This window comes from uncultured Bacteroides sp. (assembly GCF_902491285.1).
GTDB lineage: Bacteria > Bacteroidota > Bacteroidia > Bacteroidales > Bacteroidaceae > Bacteroides.
In genome coordinates, this window is record NZ_CABUHK010000009.1 from 75,546 (window position 1) to 99,968 (window position 24,423).

Annotated in this window: 11 protein-coding genes and 1 pseudogene; all 12 read left to right on the plus strand. The window is 42.8% G+C overall.

Annotated elements, in window-relative coordinates; genetic code table 11:
- Positions 1 to 37 precede the first annotated feature (37 nt).
- The gene (locus RDN93_RS04075) at positions 38 to 2,317 is read left to right on the plus strand and encodes a heparinase II/III family protein (protein WP_308744289.1); all 2,280 of its coding nucleotides are present in this window, start codon (positions 38 to 40) and stop codon (positions 2,315 to 2,317) included.
- Between the two features lie 101 nt (positions 2,318 to 2,418).
- Positions 2,419 to 5,190 (plus strand): two-component regulator propeller domain-containing protein, encoded by a 2,772-nt coding sequence (locus tag RDN93_RS04080; protein ID WP_308744290.1) that lies wholly within the window; start codon positions 2,419 to 2,421, stop codon positions 5,188 to 5,190.
- A 186-nt stretch (positions 5,191 to 5,376) separates the two neighbouring features.
- Positions 5,377 to 5,892, plus strand: a complete 516-nt coding sequence (locus tag RDN93_RS04085) for a sigma-70 family RNA polymerase sigma factor (RefSeq protein ID WP_308744291.1) — start codon at positions 5,377 to 5,379, stop codon at positions 5,890 to 5,892.
- Positions 5,893 to 5,936: 44 nt separating this feature from the next.
- Positions 5,937 to 9,146, plus strand: coding sequence for a TonB-dependent receptor (locus RDN93_RS04090; protein WP_308744292.1), 3,210 nt, complete (start codon positions 5,937 to 5,939; stop codon positions 9,144 to 9,146).
- 27 nt (positions 9,147 to 9,173) lie between these two features.
- Positions 9,174 to 10,895 carry a RagB/SusD family nutrient uptake outer membrane protein gene (locus RDN93_RS04095; protein ID WP_308744293.1) on the plus strand — a complete coding sequence of 574 codons (1,722 nt, stop codon included), beginning with the start codon at positions 9,174 to 9,176 and terminating at the stop codon, positions 10,893 to 10,895.
- A gap of 34 nt (positions 10,896 to 10,929) precedes the next feature.
- A complete protein-coding gene (locus RDN93_RS04100) occupies positions 10,930 to 12,393 on the plus strand; it encodes an Ig-like domain-containing protein (RefSeq protein WP_308744294.1) in 1,464 nt (487 codons plus the stop codon).
- Between the two features lie 53 nt (positions 12,394 to 12,446).
- Positions 12,447 to 13,712, plus strand: coding sequence for an alginate lyase family protein (locus RDN93_RS04105; RefSeq protein ID WP_308744295.1), 1,266 nt, complete (start codon positions 12,447 to 12,449; stop codon positions 13,710 to 13,712).
- A 96-nt stretch (positions 13,713 to 13,808) separates the two neighbouring features.
- The gene (locus RDN93_RS04110) at positions 13,809 to 16,964 is read left to right on the plus strand and encodes a glycoside hydrolase family 2 TIM barrel-domain containing protein (RefSeq protein ID WP_308744296.1); all 3,156 of its coding nucleotides are present in this window, start codon (positions 13,809 to 13,811) and stop codon (positions 16,962 to 16,964) included.
- A gap of 186 nt (positions 16,965 to 17,150) precedes the next feature.
- Positions 17,151 to 19,994 carry a two-component regulator propeller domain-containing protein gene (locus RDN93_RS04115; RefSeq protein ID WP_308744297.1) on the plus strand — a complete coding sequence of 948 codons (2,844 nt, stop codon included), beginning with the start codon at positions 17,151 to 17,153 and terminating at the stop codon, positions 19,992 to 19,994.
- Between the two features lie 287 nt (positions 19,995 to 20,281).
- Complete coding sequence (locus RDN93_RS04120; protein ID WP_308744298.1) at positions 20,282 to 20,797, plus strand: sigma-70 family RNA polymerase sigma factor; 516 nt, start codon at positions 20,282 to 20,284, stop codon at positions 20,795 to 20,797.
- Between the two features lie 127 nt (positions 20,798 to 20,924).
- The gene (locus RDN93_RS04125) at positions 20,925 to 24,161 is read left to right on the plus strand and encodes a TonB-dependent receptor (RefSeq protein ID WP_308744299.1); all 3,237 of its coding nucleotides are present in this window, start codon (positions 20,925 to 20,927) and stop codon (positions 24,159 to 24,161) included.
- Between the two features lie 3 nt (positions 24,162 to 24,164).
- A pseudogene (locus RDN93_RS04130) lies at positions 24,165 to 24,423 on the plus strand (RagB/SusD family nutrient uptake outer membrane protein); the annotation flags it as partial.

The following is a 24,423-nucleotide window of genomic DNA, read 5'->3' on the forward strand; positions in this document are numbered from 1 at the left end:
TATTGTAACTGATTATATATAGAATAGACTAAGTAGCATGAAACAAACTATTATTGCTGTTATCTGTTTTTTGTGTGTTTCTTCATTATATATACAAGCACAAAAAATAAATCATCCTTCATTACTGTATACTCCACAACGCATACAGCAAGTGAAACAGCGTATGCAGCATGAACCTAAATTGCAGGAAGCATGGGGAGATATTAAGAAAACAGCAGATGAAGCTTTGCAAAAGAAAGATTTTAATCGATTAGACTATTTGTCATTAGCTTATTTGATGACTGATAATAAGGAGTATGCAGACGCAATCAAAGAAATCCTCCTGAAAACTGTGGAAGCCGAATCATGGGGAGATGTGGAAATGATGGCACGTATTCCTGCATGGCGTTCACAACTGGGTATGGCTCATAAGAGTTTTCTTTCCGCAGTGGGGTATGATGCTGCATACAATGTCATGTCTTCTTCAGAAAGAAAAAAGATAGCCGAAGGATTGAAACGGTTAGCCGTGGAACCGGCATTGGGAGACTGGTTGTTGGAGCCGACCCGTATTCACTCATTGAATTCGATGGGACATAACTGGTGGACCTCCTGTGTTTGTCAGGGTGGAATATTGGCTTTGAGCCTTCAAAACGAAATCCCCGAAGCCAGGGAATGGGTGGAACAACTTCACGAATCTCTTCCTGAATGGTTCGATTTTGCCGGTGATGTATTGCAACAGAAAGCAAAGAGTTTTGATGAGGCCGGTGGAATGTATGAAAGTCTGAATTATGCTAACTTTGGTATTCAGGAAGCTTTGTTGTTTAGGATAGCTTGGATAAACACTCATCCCGGACAGAATCCGGGTGATATTCCTCAATTGGCAAAATTGCCGAGTTACTTTTCACAAGTCTGCTACCCACGTACGGGTATGCTGCATAGTTTGAATTTTGGAGATAGCCATAAAAATGTATCGGCAGAATCCAGTATGATGTTATTGTATGCATTGGGGATGAAAGATCCAACTATTTTGTGGTATATATCTCAAGTGGAACAAGGACAACATCGTGATGGCTTTTTCCTGAATCGTCCTATGGGTTTCCTTTACACTCCTGATTTGAGTAAGGCGCCCGCTGTCCTTCAACTGCCGACTTCTCAATTATTTGCCGATTTTGGTTGGGCTACGATGCGTGATTCGTGGGAAAAGGATGCTACGATGCTGGCTGTAAAAAGCGGTCATACATGGAATCATTCTCACGCAGATGCCAATTCATTTATTGTCTTTCATAAAGGGGTAGATATTATTAAAGACGGGGGAAACTGTTGGTATCCTAATCCTGCTTATCGGAATTATTTCTTTCAAAGCCAGGCGCATAATGTAGTACTGTTCAATGGCGAGGGACAACCCCGTGAGCAGCAGTACAGCGGTTCTACTTTGAGAGGATATTTACATCATCTTTTGGATGCGGGAAATGTGAAATATGTCCTGGCTAATGGAACAGGTCCTGTATCTAATAATTTCAGTCGTAATTTCCGCCATTTCCTTTGGATGGATAATGTGATTTATATGATTGATGATTTAAAGACGCATAAGGTCGGCCGTTTTGAATGGCTGTGGCATACCAACGGGACTTATAAGAAGTCGGGAGTTGACGTGAATGTGACGAATGGTAATTCTTCCGTTGTGATTCGTCCTCTTTATCCCCGTTTGCTTGCTAAGTCTGATTTTGTACACGACTATCCGGAGGATTTGTATTGGGAAGAAATACAGGCTCCAACTGAAGATTTGAAAGGTACTGAAACCTATTATTCATTTCATTTGCCGGCAGAAGTCAATCGAGTAAAAGGGCTGACAGCTATTATTTTGAAGGAGACTCCCAATGAAAAAGACCTGCCGCAAATGGAACGGCGGGAAGGGCAGGACTGGATTGGTCTTCGTATCCGTCACAAAGGTAAAGTGACTGACTTGTATATTAACCAGTTGGCAGATGGCAGACTGATGCACAGCAACTCATGGATTATGCCGGACGGCTGGATGACAGATGCCTATATGTTTGCAGTTTCTTATCCCGAAGGAACGGAAGCCAAAGACGCCAAAGATTTCTTTATCTGTCATGGCAGTGCATTAAGGCGCGATAAGGAAACCTATTTTTCTTCTTTGGCTAAGTTATTCGTTATCCAAAAGGAAGAAGATAAGAAACTCAATCTTTGGATAGACGGGCAACCGAAGATCCATGCCAGTTTCAGGAGTAAGAAGAAGCCTGTAAGAGTAGAGGTTAATAATAAGAGAATTCCTGTTGTTTATAAACAATTCCAATTGAGTATAAAGCTGGTAGATTAACACTCATTTTTAATGAGGAATGTGTTTTGTTTTTGTATAAACCTACATAAAATTCGGGATATTTTATGTAGGTTTGCATTGTTTCATCAAATATGAATCCTATGAATAATCTGATACGACATATAACAAGCCTTATATTTATTTCTTTTTCTCTGTCTGCCTATCCGATTTCTTATTCCTTCCGTGGTCTGTCAGAAACAAATGGATTATCTGATTTAACGGTCAGTGCCTTGTATAAAGACTCCGTAGGCTATATCTGGATTGGAACAGCTACGTCAGTTGAATGTTTTGATGGCTTTCGTTTCAAGCATTATCCGATATTCGGAGATGATGAGAAACTGAAATGGGTGAATGTTATTGCAGAAACACAAGGCAATCAGATTTGGATGGGAAACGATATGGGGCTTTGGCGGATAAATAAAGAATCCGGTAAATTAGAACCGTTTGTTGCTGAAGTGATAAAATTTGGAGTTCGTTCTTTATTGACCGATGCGCAGGGAAACTTATATATTGGCAGTGAAAAAGGATTGTTTGTCTGCAAAAATAATGAAATGGAGCAGATTACTATCAATCCGGATATGTGGTCATCGGATAATTTCATAGTCGATTTGAATATGGGAGAAAAAGATACATTATGGATTCTGACCCGCTCCAAACTATATTCAATGAATCTGTCTACCCGAAAAATATCTTTATGCCCATACGGTGACAATGATAGACAGGATTATACTTATCGGAAAATGGCACGAATTGGTTCCAGGCTCTATTTAGGAACAATGGAACATGGAGTGGTTGTTTACGATATACCGACAGGGAAGTTCAAGGATAATTGGATTGATTTGGGATGCAATGTAATTTCCTCTTTGTCGGGTGACGGAAAAGATATACTTTATGTTGGAACAGACGGAAATGGAGTACATTTTGTATCTGTCAAGGAAAATAAGGTTATGAAATCTTTCTGTTATGAACCCGGTACTAATGGCGGAATCCGCTCTAACTCTGTCTATTCATTGCTGGTGGACAGGGAAGGATTGATATGGGTTGGATTCTATCAGTTGGGACTTGATTATACACTGTATCAGAGCGGGCTTTTCTCTACCTATTCTTATTCTCCTTATTTTGATTCAAAAGACATACCGGTACGGGCCATAGCTATCAATGAGAATGAAAGATTGATAGGTTCCCGCAATGGCCTCTTCTATGTCGATGAGACGAAACGGCGTTTTAGGAGTTTCAAGTCACCTCAATTACGCTCTAATATGATAATGTGCATTTACCCGTTTCAGGGAAAGTATTATATCGGTACGTATGGTGGTGGCATGTATATACTGGATTCTTCTACATTAACTATCCATGATTTTGAACCTTCGGAGACTCCTTTTGTGAAAGGGCATGTTTTCTGCATCAAGTCGGACAATGACGGTTGTCTGTGGATTGCCACTTCAATGGGCTTATATCAGTATAAAGATGGCGAACAACTCAATCACTATACCAGTTCGAACTCCAAACTCCCGGAAGGGAATGTGCTTGATATATGTTTTGATTCTACAGGAAAGGGCTGGATTTGTACGGCTACCGGTTTATGTATCTGGGATCCTTCCACTCGTAGTATAAAATCAGATGTATTCCCCGAAGGCTTTATACATAAAGAGAAAATCAGGACAGTATATGAAGACTCTTCCCACGAGCTCTATTTCCTTCCGGATAAAGGCCCTATTTTTATTTCAGATTTGTCGATGACTCATTTCCGAAGATTCCAGCCGGGCACTCTTTTGGAAGGGAAAGATGCCATGTTTATGATCGAAGATCGTGAAGGGTGGCTGTGGATTGGTACGAATCTGGGCTTGTACCGTTATGATAAAAAAAGTACAATTGTTCCTTATACTTTTGTGGACGGGTTGCCGAGTTCTGTTTTTATTACCTGTTGCCCTGTTATAGATACTTCGGGAACAATCTGGTTCGGCAATTCCAAAGGATTGATTTATTTGACCAGGGATTTACGTGATATAAATGAAGAAAATAGTTATCCCCTGGCTATCACAGATGTATATGTGAATGGTAAAGAACCTTATCACCCTGCTATACAGAGAGAACAGCATCTCTATAAAGTCTCTTTGGAACCGTCGCACAAGAATTTGACTATCTGTTTCTCCGGATTTACCTATTCCGATCCTGCATATATGTCTTATGAATATAAAATGGAAGGGATGGATGATGATTGGCAGTTGTTGGGTGGTAAATCCGAACTGACCTATTATGACTTGTCTTCCGGGAAATATCAATTCAAAATCCGTCGGATTGGTGAGCCCGGTTCGGAAATCTGTTTATCAGTGACTATTGCTTCCTCTTTTAACGCGACCTTATGGGGAACAATTCTATTATTGATTGCAATAATATGCTTAAGCTATGCTTATTACCGGAGAAAAAAGAACTCTCCGGCTCTTGCGGCGGACGCCATAGAAACCGGGAAACCGGTAGTTGAAGAAAAATACAGAAAGAGCAATGTGAGTATGGAAGAATGTCATCGGCTGGCAAACGAACTGGATATGCTGATGCAGGAAAAAAGACTGTATGTTAACCCTGATTTAAAGATTGCGGATTTGGCGTCAGTATTGAACGTCTCTCCATATACATTGTCCTACGTGTTTAATCAGTTCTTGAACAAGAATTATTATGATTATCTGAATGATTACCGCATAGCTGAGTTTAAACGGTTGCTTAATGAGGATGAATATTCAAAATATACCTTAAGTGCTTTAGCTGAACTGTGTGGTTTTAGTTCTCGTACTTCCTTTTTCCGTTATTTTAAAAAGACGACCGGAATAACCCCGAACGAATATGTCCAAAGTATAGGACGAACTAATGAAGATTGATTGCCGGAGTCTCATATAATAATTTGAGACTCTGGTTTTTAATTGTCTAATTAATTGATTACCAGTAAGTATTGTGACTTCTGTTTCCCTTCCAATAGGATGAAATCTATCCGCCCTTTTTTATTGTTTCTTTTCCGTATTTACCATTTATATTTGCCAGCGTAATGATAAACAAAAATCTAAGCAATGGAAAATATAAACATGAAATCCACTCAACTGGTTGCTGACTCTTATAAGAGTTATCATCATTCCGTTTATCTTTATATCTATTATAAAATAGGTAAGGACGAAGAAGCAAAAGACCTGTCACAAGATGTCTTTTTGCGTTTGATGGACTATAAGCAGATATTGCGTCCGGAAACAGTGAAACATTTTATATTCGCGATTTGCCGGAATCTGGTAACGGACTATTTGCGTCGTTTTTACAAAGCTCAAGAAGTAACTTCCTATCTTTTCGACCGGATTCCTACTTGTACCAATGAAGTGGAGAGCCAGATTATTGCCAATAATCTATTGACATGTGAATGGGAGCGAGCCAAACAGCTTCCTGAACAACGTCGGAAGATTTATATCATGAGTCGTTTCGAAAATAAATCCTCGGCTGATATTGCCGCCCAATTGGGAATTTCTTCCCGTACGGTGGAAAACCACTTGTTTATCAGTCGGAAAGAAATCCGTGAGTATATTCAACAGTGTATCTAATATTAGAATAAATAGTATAAATGTTAGTTTTAAATTTTATGTATATGAAAAAAAATCTCTTCAGATTCTCATCGAGAAGATTTCTATTCTCTACGGTGATAGCCTCTGCTCTTGTAGCAGGTGCTCCGCAGGCGGTATTTGCCTATGTGGGAGAAGTACAGGTTGTTTCACAGACTGGGGCAATCAAAGGTAAAATCGTGGATTCCTATGGAGAACCTGTTATTGGTGCCAATGTCAAAGTGAAAGGCACTACCAATGGTACGATAACGGATATGAATGGAAACTTTACTTTGAATAATGTATCAGGTGGTACGTTGGTGATTTCTTTTATTGGTTATAAAACGTTGGAAGTTTCTGTAAAAGGGACGAATCTGGCTAAAATTATCATGCACGAAGATACAGAGGTGCTGGATGAAGTTGTCGTGGTAGGTTATGGTACTCAGAAAAAAGAATCGTTGACAGGCTCGGTAACAGTGGTCGACCAAAAACTTTTTAAGGACAAAGGTACAGTGGCCAATCCGCTTTCGGCTATGCAAGGTCAGGTTCCGGGTTTACGCATCACTCGTTCGTCAGCTGCTCCCGGCGAAGAAGGATGGGGTGTCTCAATACGTGGCTCTGTATCGAAGAACAAGGTAGAACCTCTTTTGATTATTGACGGTGTACCGGCTAGTGGTGTAAGCGAGATGGCTCAACTCAATGCCGACGACATTGAAACCATTAACTTCCTGAAAGATGCTTCGGCTGCTATTTATGGTGCAAAAGCTGCGGGTGGTGTGATTTTGGTAACTACCAAACGTCCCGATGCCGGCAAAACCAAAGTGGAATATAGTGGTTCGGTTACACGTAAAATTGTGGGGTTGCAGCCTCGCATGATGAGTATGGACGAATGGACGGACGGTGTGCTCCAAGCCCGTTTGAATGACGGTTATGGCGAAGATGACAACTGGGTTCGCTATGCCCGTTTGGCGAAAGCGATGAAGGGGAGTTGGATTAACCTACATGGTGGAAACAATCCTGATGAAGATCCCATTCCGGGAGGATTTCGCGGTGTGGCTGACTTTGTGTTTCATGATATGAACTGGACTGATGTGCTGTGGGGAAATGCCACTTCTACCCAGCATAACCTCAGTGTAAGCGGAGGTTCGGAAAAATCGACCTATCGACTTTCGTTGGGTTATTTGAACGACCAAGGGACGCTGCAATGGGGGAACAACTCGAACGAACGCTATAACGTACGTTTATTCAACAGTTTCAAGATAAACAACCGTATCAGCCTGGAAACCAATATGTCAGCCAGTCGTCAACATCAGGTGGCTCCTACACAGATCGGTAGTGTATTAGGTAGTAGCATCCCGCAGCCAGGGCTACCGGTTTCGACTATTGATGGCAAACCGTATGCGTGGGGAGGTATTCATACTCCTAACTGGTCGGCTGAATTGGGTGGCGACAACAAACTTGTGGTGACTACTATGAATGTGAACGAAATTTTGAAAGTGAACATTTTGGATGGCCTTGATTTTCAGGGTACTTTGGGGTACTCAACGAACAATGCGGCTCGTGACGAACAATATCTTTCGATTGATTGGTATCAATATGACGGTACACCGATTCAAAATGAGAACTCTCCCTATCCCGCAAAAGAAAAATCATCGTATACTAAAAGTTCTGCGCGTACCGACAATTACACGGCATCAGCTTTCCTCACTTATAAGAAATTATTTGATGAGGTTCACGACATATCGCTTATGGGAGGTGTTCAATACGACTATGTCGCTTACGATTATAGCGGTACCAAAGCAATGGACGTGGAAGCGGCAATCGAATCACTTAATGGTAAAGGACAAATCTACATAGACAAGGTAGACCGTTGGGAAGAAGCCATTCTCTCTTATTTCGGTCGTTTGAATTATAACTATAAGTCGAGATATATGGTCGAGGTGAATGCTCGCTACGACGGCTCTTCGAAATTCTTGCCCAAGAATCGCTGGAACTTCTTCTGGGGCGCATCAGCCGGATGGCGTATCACTGAAGAAAAATTTATGGAGAACTTGCGTGACTATGTGAATGAACTGAAACTACGTGCTTCATATGGTGAGGTAGGTAACCAAAATGGTATCGGACGCTATGACGGCATCCAACTTTACAATTACAAATCGAACAATGGCGCTTTGTTGGGCAACTCGAAAGGAACATACGTAGAATCTGCCGGACTGGTGAGCACTGTGCGTACTTGGGAACGTATCTACAACTATAATTTAGGTATTGACTTCGGATTCCTCAACAATCGTCTTACGGGTACGTTTGAGGTCTTTAAAAAGAAAAACGACAATATGCTGGTTTCGCGTCTGCACCCCGGTGTCTTGGGTGGAACTGCTCCCAGTACTAATAGCGGTAAGTTTGAAGCCAATGGTTACGATGCCAGCTTGACTTGGCGTGACAAGATAGGCGGTTTTAACTACCACGTTGGCGGTACATTAACCTATATGACCAACAAACTCGTCGATGGAGGTAACATCGTGATAAGCGCAGGTTATAACGAAGCTGTGAATGGTTATCCGCTCAATTCGGTATTTGGCTACCGTTATGTGGGTAAAGTACAAAACCAAGACCAATTGGACTATTATGTGGACAAATATGTGGGCAGCAACTCTATCTCCCTACCTGCCAACTTGCGTTTGGGCGACCACATGTATGAAGATGTGAACAAAGACGGCAAACTGACACAAGACGACCTTGTATTTCTCGGTTCCGACGACCCCAAATATTCGTTCTCGTTTAATTTAGGATGCGAATGGAAAGGATTTGATTTCAATACCGTGTTCCAAGGTGTGGGCAAGCGTACCATCTATCGTGAAATTGACTCTTGGAAAGTGCCTTTCAAAGCTATTTGGCTGAACACTACCAACCAGTCGGTAGGCAATGTATGGAGTCCCGAAACTCCCAATAACCATTTCCCGACTTATTCAAACAGTAATGACATTAATAACTATAACTACATTCCATCTACCTGGTCGGCCGATAATGGTGCTTACCTGCGTCTCAAAGAGGTTGTACTAGGTTACACATTGCCAAAGGCATGGATAAATAAGAGTGGTTTCATCAGTAACTTACGTATTTATGTATCGGGTGCCGACTTGTGGGAAAAATCGTATATCACCGATGGTTGGGATCCCGAAGCTACCCGTAAGGTAGAAAAAAAGCAACGCTATCCGTTTAACCGCACCGTGACTTTCGGTGTGAATGCCACATTCTAATTTTTATTCTTAATATTGAAGATAACAATGAAAAAAATAGCATATATTTTAGGAATTATTTGCGCCATGACCATGCAGTCGTGTTTAGACCTTGAGCCCAAGACGCAATTGGCGGATACCAATTATTGGAAGTCGCCCGAACACTTCAAACTTTTTGCCACCCAGTTCTACGGCTGGTCGGCCGACTTTCGATGGCTCGATGACAGTCAGCATGCTGATATTCGATCGGACTTGTTTGCCGGTAGCACGGTGAACATCTATAGTAACGGAACGAACAGTATTCCGTCGTCTGACAAGCATTATACCGACAATTACAATCGTATTCGTCAAGCCAACACCTTGTTGCAACAGGCTGATGCATATGACCAACCAGCCGACATCGCCATTTCAGTGGGGGAGGCCCGTTTCTTCCGTGCTTATTGTTACTTCGAGTTGTTGCAGGCCTACGGTGACCTTATCATTACCCGCACGCCGCTCGACATCGACTCGCCTGAGATGCAGAAGGCCCGCAATCCTCGTACCGAGGTAGCTGACTTTATCATTGACGACTTGAAAGAAGCCGCTAAACTATTACCTGTTGATAAGGCTATCAGTAGCAGCGACAAAGGTCGTCTCTCCAGCGAAGCTGCTTTGGCATTTCTTTCGCGGGTAGCCCTTTATGAAGGTACATGGGAGAAATTTCATACTGGCGGTCAAAATACCGAACGTACAAAAGATTTGCTCAATACCGCAGCACAGGCGGCTCATGATGTAATAGAGGGCGGAGCATTCGAACTTTTTGCTCCTCAAGAATTGGGTACGGAAGCCTATAAATATCTCTTTATCTTGGAGAATGAAAAGTCGAATCCTGCCAGTATCAATAAAACAGGTAATAAAGAGTATATCTTTACCCGCCGCCACGATCCTGTTATCAATTCTATCGGCTTCAACATCACACAAGGGCGTTTGGGCAATGCCTTGTATGTTACTCGTAAAATGGCTAATATGTATCTGCAAAGCAATGGATTGCCTATCAATCCTCAAACGTGGAATTATACGAAAATGGATGATGAATATAAAAATCGCGACAACCGCATGAACAATCAGCTTATGGTGCCCGGACAAACTTACTGGGGTACAAGCGGCGGACGCATCGATTGGAGCGGCAATGCTGCCGAAATAGCCAATGCCTCGCATAGGAACTTCATACCTCAAACGGGTACAGGGTACTTTCCTCACAAGTGGTGCTGCGAACGCGACGGAGTGCCTACCGGTATGGAAGCCTATGACTTCCCCGTCATCCGCTATGCCGAGGTACTGCTGAACTATGCCGAAGCCGTGTTTGAACGCGATGGACAAATATCGGATGAAGACTTAGCCATCAGCTTGAACCTGACACGCAAACGCATCAACCCCGAAATGCCTGACTTGACTAACGACTTTGTTACGGCAAATAGTCTGGATATGCGCACAGAAATTCGTCGTGAGCGCACCATCGAATTTTTTGATGAGAATTTCCGCATTGATGATCTGAAGCGTTGGAAAACGGCCGAAGACGAAATGCCGATGAACCTCACTGGGGTGAAGTGGAAAGGTACCGATTTTGAAAACAGATGGCCTGATGCTTCTTTTAAGGACAAAGATGGCGAAGGTTGCATTATCCACGAAAAAGGACGCAACTGGCACGAAAAGCATTACTTGTTGCCACTGCCCACCGACCAACTCAAACTGAACTCCAACTTGAAACAAAATCCGGGTTGGAATCAATAATCCATTCATTATTCATTTATAAAGTAATCGAATTATGACATACAAAAATATACTTCAAAAGGGTGCGTTTGCAGCACTGATGACGGCTGGTTTAGTGATGACCGTTTCGTGCAATGATGACGATGTATCCCCTGTTTTAGAAGAAAGAGTACTCGTTAAGGAAATCAACCTTGAAGTGACTCCCGAACTGCCTCTGTTGATAGGCACTGACACTTTGATAAAATATACCGTAGGTCCTAATGAGGCTTTCAACAAAGAGGTGGTATGGAAATCGACTGTACCTGATGTGGCTACCGTAGATGCCGAAGGACGCATTACGGCAGTGAAGGCAGGTAGCACGGTAATTTCGGCTAAGCCGGCTGTGGGCTATTCTGCTACTTCGACCATCAATGTGAAGGTGGTAAACGAAATTATTCACATCACTGACATCAATCTCACTAACGAAGAACTCGAAGTGTTTGTAACCTCGACTTTGCCACTCACTTGGCAGACTACCCCGGCCGACCCCACTTACCCTGGCTTGATTTGGAAAAGCCTTACTCCCGATAAAGCCACTGTCAATGAAAAAGGCGAGGTGAAGGGTATAGCCGAAGGAAAGGCACGCATCCAAGTTATCGCTACCGATGACAAACATTTCACGAAAGAGTTTGAAATAAAGGTGAAGCCTATTATCTATATCGAAAGTATGGAATTTGTGAAAGAATCAGACAAACTGGCCTTAGGCGAAACTTACACTCCGCAGATGAATGTAACGCCGATAGATGCTACGCTTTCGTACATCGCATGGGAAAGCAGTAAGCCGGATGTTGTAGAGATTGACGAAAAAGGCCGGTTCGTGGCGAAGGCTTATGGCAATGCAGTGATTACCGCTCTGGCTGACTATGGTGACGGTAAACCTGTCAAAGCTACGATGAGTGTCAACGTAAGCGAAGGTTTAATGAACGACCAGTTTACCATTGAGAACATCTGGCAGCCGTTCGGCAACTTTACCCACCGGGAATTTGAATGGATGGAGAATGACGGAGTACTTCGTATTTTCCCCGGTGAAGATAAGGCTTACAAAGCTGTCCGCATTTGCCGCACCGGTGGTTTTGGGTTTAACGTAACCAACTATCCCATTTTGGCCTTTAAAGTGAAATTCCCCCAAAATGTGTTCGAAGCATCGACAGGTATAGAGTGGTATCTCGACATTTGGGGTGGAAGTGGCATTACCGTAGCCGGTAAATATGGCGAAGATACCGATAAAGGAAAAAATGCCATGACTGTGGTAGATTGCGGTGAATACAAAGTATTCTATGCTGATTTCACGAAGAAATTCCTCGGCAAAAACCAACAGTATATGCCTACCTCATTGACGAAGTACGACACGGTGGAACTTCAAATTTGGAAAATCTGGTATGAAGCCAATGAAACAGGCAGCATCTATGTGGATTGGATAAAGACTTTCGAATCGGAACAAGAACTGAAAAATTTGATAAAGAACGAAAGTGGCAAATAATTGCATCTACTTTCTCTGGAAACTGATTGAATAACAAAATGAAAATTGAATGTATGAAGAATCTGATTTATACCTTCGTAGGCAGCGTAATGCTTGTGTTGCTGACCAGTTGTAGTGTTGAGTTCGAGAACGGAACTCCCGAACCATGGCAACGTGAAATCAACCCCAATGAAAATTATGAGTACACCATCAAGCACCCTTGCCTGGTGAATACCGAAGCCGACTTTGAACGCGCACGCCGTAAAGTGAACGAACGTGCCGAACCTTGGATAAGCGGTTGGCAAAAATTGTGCGAAAGCCGATTTGCCCAACTGAGTTACAACTCAAACCCTCAAGAAGAAATTGTGCGCCACTCGAAAGGAGGAAACTTTAATACGGCCGCTTTTGATGCCGGTGCCGCTTATCAGTTGGCTGTACGCTGGAAAATTTCAGGAGACGAAGATTATGCCAAGGCAGCTATTAAAATTCTGAACGGATGGGCTAAGACTTGTAAGGGGGTGAATTATAAAACATGGCCCGACGACAGCCATCGCCTGCTTGCCGCCGGATTTATCGGATACCAGTTTGCTGCTCCCGCTGAATTGATGCGGGATTACGAAGGCTGGAAAACCGAAGATTTTGAAGTATTCAAGAAATGGATGGATAAAACTTTCTATCCCATTTGTGATGATTTTTTGGATAACCATTTTAATTCTTCAGCCATTTCGGGCTGGATGAGTTGGGATTTGCCTGCCATGCTCACTATTCTTTCTATCGGTGTGCTGAATGATGACGATGCCAAGATTAAACAAGCTTTGGAGTTTTTCTATCACGGAAAAGGTATGGGGTGTATTGAATGGTCGGTGAAAGGTATGCACGAGGATCCTGCAGGAAAAGTGAAAGGCAGACATTTGGCACAGAGCCAAGAAATGGGACGCGACCAGGGACACGCTACTCTCAACGTAGGCTTACATGCTTACTTCTGTCGTACAGCCTATAACTTGGGTATTGATCTTTTTGCTTACAACGACAACATCATTCTCGACCTTTGCGAATATACAGCTAAGTACAACTTAACTTCGACCGAAGATGTGGAAATGCCTTTCGAACCTTACTATCACCCTAAATACGGTTGGCATGAGAAGGTGTCGGTCGACGGTAAGGGGCGTGCCCGTCCGGGATGGGAACTCCTTTACAACCATTATGCCAAGGTGAAAGGTCTGAATGCTCCATATTCGCAAGCTTTTGCCGAAAAAGAACGTCCTGAAGGGTATGGTGAGCGTGGTACTGCCGAAGCCGGTGATTTAGGGTTTGGAACTTTATTGTATACTGAAGAATAACTTTTTGAGATTTTCCTACAGATTTCAAGGAGTTAAGAGGTTAGGCTTCTTAACTCCTTGTTGTTACTCAATGAACCCTTCACAATTCTTTGTCTTATGATAAATAGATTATTTTCTACCTTATTATTCCTTGCTTGTCTCTTTTGTGGTTTGTCCCCAATGGCAAAGGCGCAAAACAACGAGTGGGAAAATCCCACCCAATATGAGTGGAACAAAGAGAAACCACACGCTGACTTTCGTCTCTACGAGCGGGCAGATGATGCTGTGAACGATAATTCCCAGAAATCGCCTTGGCAGCACTCGTTGAATGGTACGTGGAAATTTGTTTATGCTCCCTCTATCGCAGAAAGCATAAAGGATTTTTATCGTACAGATTTATCCGATAATGATTGGGATACAATTACTGTCCCTTCCAATTGGGAAATCCAAGGATTCGGTGAACCGATAATCCGTAATATTCAGTATGTGTTTTCGCCCAATCCACCTTATATTGATGTTGATAATCCTGTGGGGACTTACCGGCATACATTTACGGTTCCTCAAAACTGGCAGGGGCGTGAAGTGTTGTTGCACTTCGGGTCCATCAGTGGCTACGCCCGTATCTATGTGAACGGGCAGCAAGTGGGGATGACTAAAGCGTCCAAGACTCCGGCAGAATTTAATGTGACAAACTATTTGAAAAAAGGAGAGAACTTACTTGCTGTACAAGTGTATCGCTGGCATGATGGCAGCTATATGGAAGACCAGGATTTTTGGCGTCTAAGCGGTATCGAACGCGATGTTTTCCTGACCGCTTATCCCCAAACGACCATTTGGGATTTCTTTCTGCATGCAGGACTGAACGATACCTACCGACATGGGCAATTTCAGGCTACTGTAGACTTGCGTTCGTTCAATACCAATGCAACCCTGCAAAAGGGGACACTTACACTCGAATTGAAGGACGCAGGGGGGGAGACTGTCCTATCTGCGCAGAAAGCATATTGTATCTCAGGCATAAGTACTACACTTACTTTCGAAGGCACTGTGCATAATGTGCAGAAATGGAGCGCTGAACACCCTTCGCTCTACGACTGTATTCTGACACTTCGAGCCAATGGCGACAAGCAACAGACGGTAGTAGCTCATAAAGTCGGATTCCGCCGCATTGAGATAAAGAATGCACGGTTACTGGTGAATGGTGTACCCACCTATATAAAAGGTGTCAACCGCCACGAGCACAATGATACGTTGGGACATGTGCAGACCCGCGAAATCATAATGAATGATTTGCGATTGATTAAACAACTGAACATGAACGCTGTTCGTACCAGTCATTATCCAAATCATCCGTTATTCTATCAATTGTGTGACCAATATGGTATTTATGTAGTGGACGAAGCCAATATTGAAACTCATGGAATGGGTTCGGTTCCTTATTTCAAAGATACCATCCCGCATCCTGCTTATCGTTCCGAATGGTATGCAGCCCATGTCGACCGTATCACCCGAATGGTGGAAAGGGATAAAAATCATCCATGTATCATCGGATGGTCGTTAGGAAACGAATGTGGTAATGGAATCGTGTTCCACGATGAGTATAAGCGTTTGAAGAAATATGACCCCGGTCGTTTTGTACAGTTCGAGCAGGCTTGGGAAGATTGGAATACAGATATTGTCTGTCCGATGTATCCCAATATGTGGAAAATAACAGAATATCGGAAGTCCGGCAAACAGCGACCATTTATCATGTGTGAGTATGCTCACGCCCAAGGAAACAGTAATGGCAATTTTAAAGACCTTTGGGATATTATTTATGACAGTCCTAACTTGCAGGGCGGTTTTATCTGGGATTTTATGGATCAAGGATTTAAGGTAAAGACCGAACCAAGAGACGGACGTACTTATTGGACGTATAATGGTAAGATGGGGAGCTATAAATGGCTGGAAGATAAGAAAGGGGAACTAAACACAGGAACTGACGGCTTGATTTCTGCCAATGGTATTCCTAAACCACAAGCGTATGAAGTGAAGAAAGTGTATCAGTACATTCAGTTTAGCGCAAAAGACTTGGGGAAAGGAATTATTTCCATTAAAAACCGTTATGACTTTACCAGTCTGGATGAATATGCTTTCATGTGGGAAATATACAAAAACGGAGAAAAAATATCTACAGGGGATTTTAGCGTTGATTTAAAACCTCACGAAGAGAAAGAGATACGTTTATCTCTTCCCGTTATTCCGGAAGACGGAAATGAGTATTTCCTTAATCTCTATGCGTATACCCGGGTTGCTACCGATTTAGTACCTGCCCGCTATGAAGTAGCTAGAGAGCAGATGCAATTAAATAAAAGTAGTTTTTTTACATCGCTTCCACCTTGCTCGGGAAAACTGTCTTATGAAACGAAAGACAATATTTTGTCTTTTCAATCGGGGGTCGTTTCAGGTAAGATTGATTTGAAAAAGGGAATCTTGTTTGATTATATGATAAATGGCAAGCAACCTATCAGGCAATATCCCGAACCTGCCTTTTGGCGTGCTCCGGTCGATAATGATTTTGGGAATAAAATGCCCGTTTTGGCAGGTGTCTGGCGGACGGCTCATGTCAACCGCTATGTGAAGAAAGTGACAATAGGGGAGAAGAATGAAAAAGGGTTATCCGTAAGGGTTGATTGGGTCTTAAGCGATATTCAAGCGCCTTATACGATGGAATATTTGATACGGGATAACGGAACTATCATTGTGACAGGGAGTATTGACCTGACAGGAACGAAACTTCCCGAACTTCCCCGTTTTGGTATGCGTATGGAATTGCATCAACCTTATGAATACTTGACCTATTACGGTAGAGGGCCTTTGGAGAACTATATCGACCGTTATTCAAGTTCATTTATCGGACGATATGAAGACAAAGTTGAAAACCAGTTCTATTGGTATATACGTCCACAGGAAACGGGAAATAAGACAGATGTTCGTTGGCTGACCTTATTGGATAGTGAAGGGCAAGGAGTGAGAATTACAGGCTTACAACCTATCGCATTTTCCGCTTTACATTTCTCGCCGGAAGACCTTGACCCCGGTTTGACTCGTAAATTGCAGCATACTATTGATATTGTTCCGCAAAAGAATATCTTTCTGCACGTTGACTTGAAGCAACGCGGATTAGGCGGTGATAATAGTTGGGGAATGTATCCGCACAATAAATATCGCTTGCTTGACAAGAAATATACTTATAGCTATATGATTGAATTGGTAGAAAAAGGTTCAGATTAAGACTGTTATTAAAGCAGGTGCAAATAAAATTTTCAATAGCATTGAGTAAATAATCACGCCCCTTCGTATTTGTTTGTCATATACAACAAATACGAAGGGGCTACTTTTTTAGGAAAAGGAATGTGCTCTTTTGGAGATTTTTATGTATGTTTGTCACATGTTTAATATGAAAGGAAGCAGTTGTAAGTGAAGAACACGATTAAATATCTGATTCTTATATTAATATATTTGGTTTGTGGTATGGAACTGCAAGCCCAGAATTACACATTCCGTAATGTCGTCATGTCCGACGGGCTATCCGGACTGTTGGTCAATGCTATTTATAAAGATTCCGAAGGCTTTGTATGGTTGGGGACGGATAACTGTCTCGACCGTTTTGACGGCGTGAAAGTGCGCCATTTTGAATTCCGGGGCATTGAGTCGGGAAGAATGAAACGTGTGAACTGCATCACGGAAACTGCCAATAAACAACTTTGGGTGGGAAATGGCATCGGACTTTGGCGGCTGAACCGCGCAAGCAGTCAATTGGGGAGGATTGTTCCCGAAAAGATAGACTTTGCCGTCAATACGTTACTGTCCGACGGAGATATTCTTTATATCGGTACGGAGAAAGGCTTGTTCATTCATAAAGACGGCCAGTTGCTCCAAGTATTGACAGACCGGAATATGTTGGCTGCCTGTAACAGAATCATGGATATTTGTCTGAATGAAGATAAAACCGCACTGTGGTTGGCTACGGTGCAAGGACTGTTCTCCTATTCATTGAAAGACGGAAAGATTGATTCCTGGCATTTTCAGGAGAATGTGCCCGAAGCCGATTACTTCCGTTGCCTTACCCGTATTGGGGAGACGCTCTACTTGGGGACAATGAGTCAGGGGGTAGTACGTTTCGATATGAAAAAGAAGACGTTCTCCCATACGGTATCTTTAGGATGCGATGTTATTTCCGACATCTCCAGTGACGGAAAAGAAACCGTCTATATAGCTACCGACGGCAATGGCGTCCATTTCCTTTCACATAAAGACCAGCAGGTGACGCGTCGTTTCTACCATGATGTAAGCGATAAGGAAGGGATTCGCAGTAACTCTGTCTACTCCTTGCTCGTTGATGACAGAGGTGCCGTATGGGTAGGACATTTCCAGGCAGGCTTGGATTATTCACTCTACCAGAACGGTCTTTTCCGTACATATGCCTATCCGCCTTCGTTCAATTCGGCAAACCTTTCTATCCGCTCTTTCATAAGCAGAGGGCAGGAGAAAGTTATCGGTTCGCGTGACGGCTTGTTCTATATAAACGAAGCTACGGGAATAGTGAAGAGCTTTGTAAAACCTGTCCTGACCTCGGATTTGATACTGACCATCAGCTTCTATCAAGGAGAATATTATATCGGTACGTATGGTGGCGGCATGATGGTATTGAATCCGGAGACGTTATCTCTTAAATATTTCGCCCAGGGGGATACCGAGCTTTTTCAGAAAGGACATATCTTCTGTGTGAAACCGGATACAAAAGGAAATCTCTGGATAGGCACTTCGCAAGGACTGTTCAGCTATAATGGACTGGCAAAACAGATAAAGCACTTTACCAGTGCCAACTCCCAACTGCCGGAAGGCAATGTATATGAGGTCAGTTTCGACTCTACCGGCAAAGGGTGGATTGCCACGGAAACCGGTATGTGTATTTATGACCCGGCTTCCCAGAGCCTGCGTTCCAATGTCTTTCCTGAAGGATTCGTGAACAAGGACAAAGTACGGACGATTTATGAAGACTCCGAACATAACCTTTATTTTATCCGTGAGAAAGGGAGTTTGTTTATGTCTACCTTGACGATGGACCGTTTCCGTAACCAGTCCGTATTTTCCACGCTCCCCGACAATTCTCTGATGGCGATTGTTGAGGATAATCAAGGTTGGTTGTGGGTAGGCTGTAATGACGGTTTGCTGCGTATAAAGAAAGAAGGGGAAGAGTATGACGCTTTCACTTTCAACGACGGAGTGCCCGGCCCGACTTTCACCAACGGGGCTGCCTATAAAGACGATAAAGGAATACTATGGTTCGGCAATACCAAAGGATTGATTTACGTTGACCCGAAGCGTGTGGATGAAGTACGTGGCAAGGCACGTCCGATAGAATTTACGGATATATTGGCTAACGGTGTTTCTTTTACCGGTTCGTCTCTGAAATACAATCAGAATAATCTGACCTTCTGCTTTACGGATTTTGCCTACGGATTGCCTTCTGCCTTGCTGTACGAATATCAGTTGGAAGGAATTGATAAGGACTGGAAACTATTGGCTGCGCAGAACGAAGTTTCTTATTATGGACTTCCTTCCGGGACTTATACATTCCGTGTCCGCCTTCCGGGAAATGAACATTCGGAAGCTACCTGCCAAGTGACGGTACGTCCTATGATTCCTTGGTGGGGATGGGCACTTTCTGTCTTATTAATCATAGGAATTGTAGCCTTTATACGCTATTATGTATGGAAACGCATGCGTCGCTTGCTTGCTTCTCCCGCTCAGGTGGTTTCAACGCCGACAGAGGAAATATCCCGGAAAGAACAAGGGACGGAACAGCCGGAAACGATTGCCGAACAACCGGGAGTGATTTCAGAACAACCGTCCGCCGCTACCGAAGAGAAGTATAAGACCAACAGGTTGACTGAAGAGGAATGCAAAGAGCTTCATAAGAAACTGGTGAGTTATGTAGAGAAAGAAAAGCCTTATATTAATCCCGACTTGAAAATGGGTGACTTGGCTTCCGCATTGGATACTTCTTCACATTCGTTATCGTATCTTTTGAACCAGTATCTGAACCAGTCCTACTACGACTTTATCAATGAATACCGCGTCACTCAATTCAAGAAAATGGTAGAGGACAGCCATTATTCCCGCTATACATTAACCGCATTGGCAGAACTTTGCGGCTTTAGCTCACGTGCTTCTTTCTTCCGGTCATTCAAAAAGAGTACGGGAGTCACTCCGAACGAATATATCCGTAGCATCGGTGGAACTGCCAAAGAAGAGTAAGTACTTCTTTCATCAGTTTCACGTACATCTTTCACTGATATCCAGTACTTGATTTACCCAAATGTTCTACTTGTTTATCTTCTCAAGATTCTCTAAATGGGGATAATTGAGTCTCATTTTATAAAATGAGACTCAATGAAATATAAATGTAATATACTGATATCGAGTGATATAATTTGGAATAAGTCTATCTCGATTCGTTGAGATTGATACGCCCTGTTTTCCTGCTATTATCTCCGGAATCCCCTTTATATTTGCATTGTGATTAAAACCGAAAAGATAGTATTATGGATACAACGACTAACACTTCCGACAACATTATCACCAATTCTTATAAAGAATATTATCAGGTGATTCTTACCTATATTACTTATCGTATCACTCATCGCTACGAAGCTGAGGATTTAACCCAAGACGTATTTATACGTCTGCTGGACTATAAACAAATGCTCCGTCCGGATACAGTGAAGTATTTCCTGTTCACCATTGCCCGTAATATAGTAACCGACTATATCCGCCGTTATTATAAGAAGCAGGAGATAGACAGTTATATGTATGATTTTGCCGTAACCTCGTCCAATGAGACGGAAGAAACGATTATTGCCGATGATTTGGCTTCCGTTGAGCAGCGGCAACTTTCTACCTTCCCCGAACAGCGTCGGATAGTCTACGCATTGAGTCGTTATGAAGGCAAGACATCTGCCGAAATAGCAGAAGAAATGCAACTTAGCCGTCGTACAGTAGAGAACCACTTATTTATAGGTCGCCGCGAAATGCGTGAATTCTTCAGAAAATGTATTTAATCTTATTTATTTAATATATAATCCTTTGTGCTTATGGAAAAAGAATCTATGGAGAGACATCCTGATGCCTCATTTAATTTTAGAAAACAAGAAATAAATATTATTTTTAAACCTCAAATTTAATTTTATGAAACGAAGAGGATTAATTTTTAATTCGCGGCCTAACAAAACAGCAGTGTTTGCGTTAGGATTAATGCTGGGATTTTGTCCTGTTTCAAAGGCATGGGCCGATACGAATATGTACGATAGCCAGGTTGTGGCGCAGGCTCAGAAGAAAGTGAAGGGTCAAGTGGTTGATGCCACGGGTGAGCCGTTGATTGGTGTGAACATAACTGTGATAGGCGGAACGGAAGGAACCATTACGGATATTGATGGAAATTATACGATTAGTGTGCCTGCCGGAGCCAAACTGAAATTCAGCTATATCGGCTATAAAGACCAGATTATAGATGTAGCTGCGCAAACGGTGATTAATGTAAAATTGCAAGAAGACAGCGAAGTGCTGGACGAAGTGGTGGTAGTGGGATATGGTTCGCAGAAGAAAGAGACATTGACAGGTGCCGTAACGGTAGTATCCGATAAAATGCTGAAGAATAAAGGGACGATGTCAAGTCCGTTACAGGCAATGCAAGGTCAGGTTCCGGGTGTTACGATTACTCGTAATTCAGCAGCACCGGGAGATGAGAGCTGGGGCTTGAAATTGCGTGGTTCTGTTTCTGCAAATAATGCGGAGCCATTGATTGTAATTGATGGAGTAGCTTATGACGGTGTAAATGCATTGCGTAATATTAATCCTTCTGATATCCAGTCTATCAATTTTCTGAAAGATGCATCGGCAGCTATTTATGGTTCCCGGGCGGCAGGTGGTGTCGTATTGGTAACCACCAAGCAGGCAAAGGAAGGAAAAGCGAGAATAGAATATAGCGGTTCATACACTTACAAGATGGTGGGATTGCAGCCGGAACTGATGAAAATGAACGAGTGGGCGAATGCTGTGTTGCAGACTTGTCAGAACGATGGTCAGCCGGATTCTTATTCATGGGTTAAATATGCGAAAATGGCATTGGCAAACGAAGGCAAATACATTGATTTGGAGCATAGCGCCAATCCTTTTGCTCCCAGTTATTCGGATGTAATGGACTTCGTATTTATGGATACCAACTGGCAAGATGTATTGTTCGGCAACTCTTACTCCACGCAACATGACCTGGCTATTTCCGGAGGTACGGAGAAAAACTTGTATCGTTTGTCCGTAGGATATATGTATGATGACAGTAACTTGAAATGGGGAAATAATAACAACCAGCGTTTCAACCTTCGTCTGACTAACAAACTGAAAGTCTTTGATAACTTCGCTATTGAATCTGTCATAGCTTATAACCGTCAGGATCAGGTAGCTCCATCCCAACTGAATAGGACGCTGACTTCCAGTTATCCGCAACCGGGTCTTCCGGCTTCTACCATCGACGGGAAACCGTATTCGTGGGGAACCTGGCTGTCACCTATCTGGTTTGCCGAACTGGGTGGCGATAATAAATTGAAAGTATCCGAAATCAATATCAGCGAGAAGTTCACTTACAATATCAATAAGCACTTGGATGTGGTAGCCAATCTTGGTTATAACTCCGGAGTAGCTTCACGTGACATCAAAAAGATGGCTATAACGTCCTATAATTATGCCGGAACTAAAATAAATACTAAAGCCGACGGTTACAAGCAGGAAGAATCGTCTTACGAAAAAACGAGTTCACGTACCGATTTCTACTCTATGACAGGTTATGTTGACTATCATAACACATTTGCGCAACACCACAATGTAAGTGCGATGGTCGGTGCCCAATACGAATTGAAAGAATACGATTATTTTGGTGTATCGGTGAAAGATATCCAGAACTCATTGGAAACGGTAAATGGTGCAGGGCTTGTGAATCTGACAGACAAACATGGTACGAAATGGCATGAGGCTGTGATGTCCTATTATTCCCGTTTGAATTATAATTATAAGTCTAAATACTTGCTGGAAGTAAATATGCGTTATGATGGTTCTTCCAAGTTCAAACCGGAAAACCGCTGGGACTTCTTTTATGGAATATCCGGTGGATGGCGTATTACGGAAGAAGCGTTCATGAAGAACGTCAAGTGGCTCAACGACTTGAAAATCCGTCTTTCATACGGTGAAGTGGGCAACCAGAGCGGTATTGACCGCTATGACGGCACACAGTTCTACAAGTTTGAATCCCAAAGCGGAGCTTATATTGGTCCCAACAAAGGCACTATCATAGATACGAACGGCAAAATCGCTTCTTTGGGACGTGAATGGGAACGCATTAAGAATTATAACTTGGGATTGGATTTCTCCTTATTGAATTCCCGACTTACAGGTACTGCCGAGGTATATATGAAGCGTAATGACAATATGCTGATAAACATCTCTTATCCGGGAATTCTGGGTGATAACGCAGGTATGTCCAACAATGGGAAGTTCAAGTCGCATGGTTGGGAAGTGATGCTGAACTGGTCTGATAAGATTGGAAAAGACTTCACTTACCACGTAGGAGGTACTTACTCCTTCAATACCAACAAACTGACGGATATCGGTGCGGTATCAGTTTTGAAATCCGGTTTCGTTGACAAACAACAAGGCTATCCGTTGAACAGTATCTTCGGCCTGCGTTATGCCGGCAAGGCACAGACGGAAGAAGAACGCCAGAAGTTTTTATATAGATTCCTTACCGGAAATACTATCGGATTGACCGAACAAAACTTCCGTTTGGGAGATAATATGTATGCCGATGTAAACAATGACGGTAAACTGGATCAGAACGACATTGTTTATCTGGGTACGGACGATCCGAAAATCTCCTTCTCATTTAATGTGGGAGCAGAATGGAAAGGGTTTGATTTGTCACTGGTTTTCCAGGGAGCTGCAAAACGTACTATTTTCCGTACGGGAGATAATAACGGTAATGAGATATGGCGCATACCGATGAAAGCATTGTACCTGAATACCTCGAACCAGTCTGTGGGTAATACATGGAGTCCTGACAATCGGGGCGCTCATTATCCTACATATAGCAATAAGAATGAGATTAACGATTATAACTACCAGGCTTCTTCTTGGTCGGTAGAAGATGGCTCTTACATTCGTCTGAAGAATGTGACGTTGGGATACAACGTACCTTCCGCGTTTCTGGCTAAAACGAAGGCAATCAGTTCATGCCGTGTTTACGTAGCAGGAGCCGACCTTTGGGAATACTCTAAGATTAATGACGGCTGGGATCCGGAAGCAAGTCGCAAAGTGTCAGCCGCTGGACGTTTCCCCTTTGTCCGCACAGTGACTTTTGGATTAAATCTAACTTTTTAATGTATGAAGATTATGAAACTATATAAGAAAGCCCTTTTGATTGTATCGCTTGGACTGACACTGAATTCGTGTCTGGACCTTGATCCGCAGGACCAGTTGGCGGATGGTAATCTGTGGGGAGCAGCAGATGACTTTAAATATTTTGCAACCAATTTTTATGGTTGGACACGTGATTTCAAGTCAGTTATTTCTGACGGTGCACATTCCGACTGGCGTTCGGACTTGATGACTTCCAGTTCCGTAAATATGTACAGTAACGGTA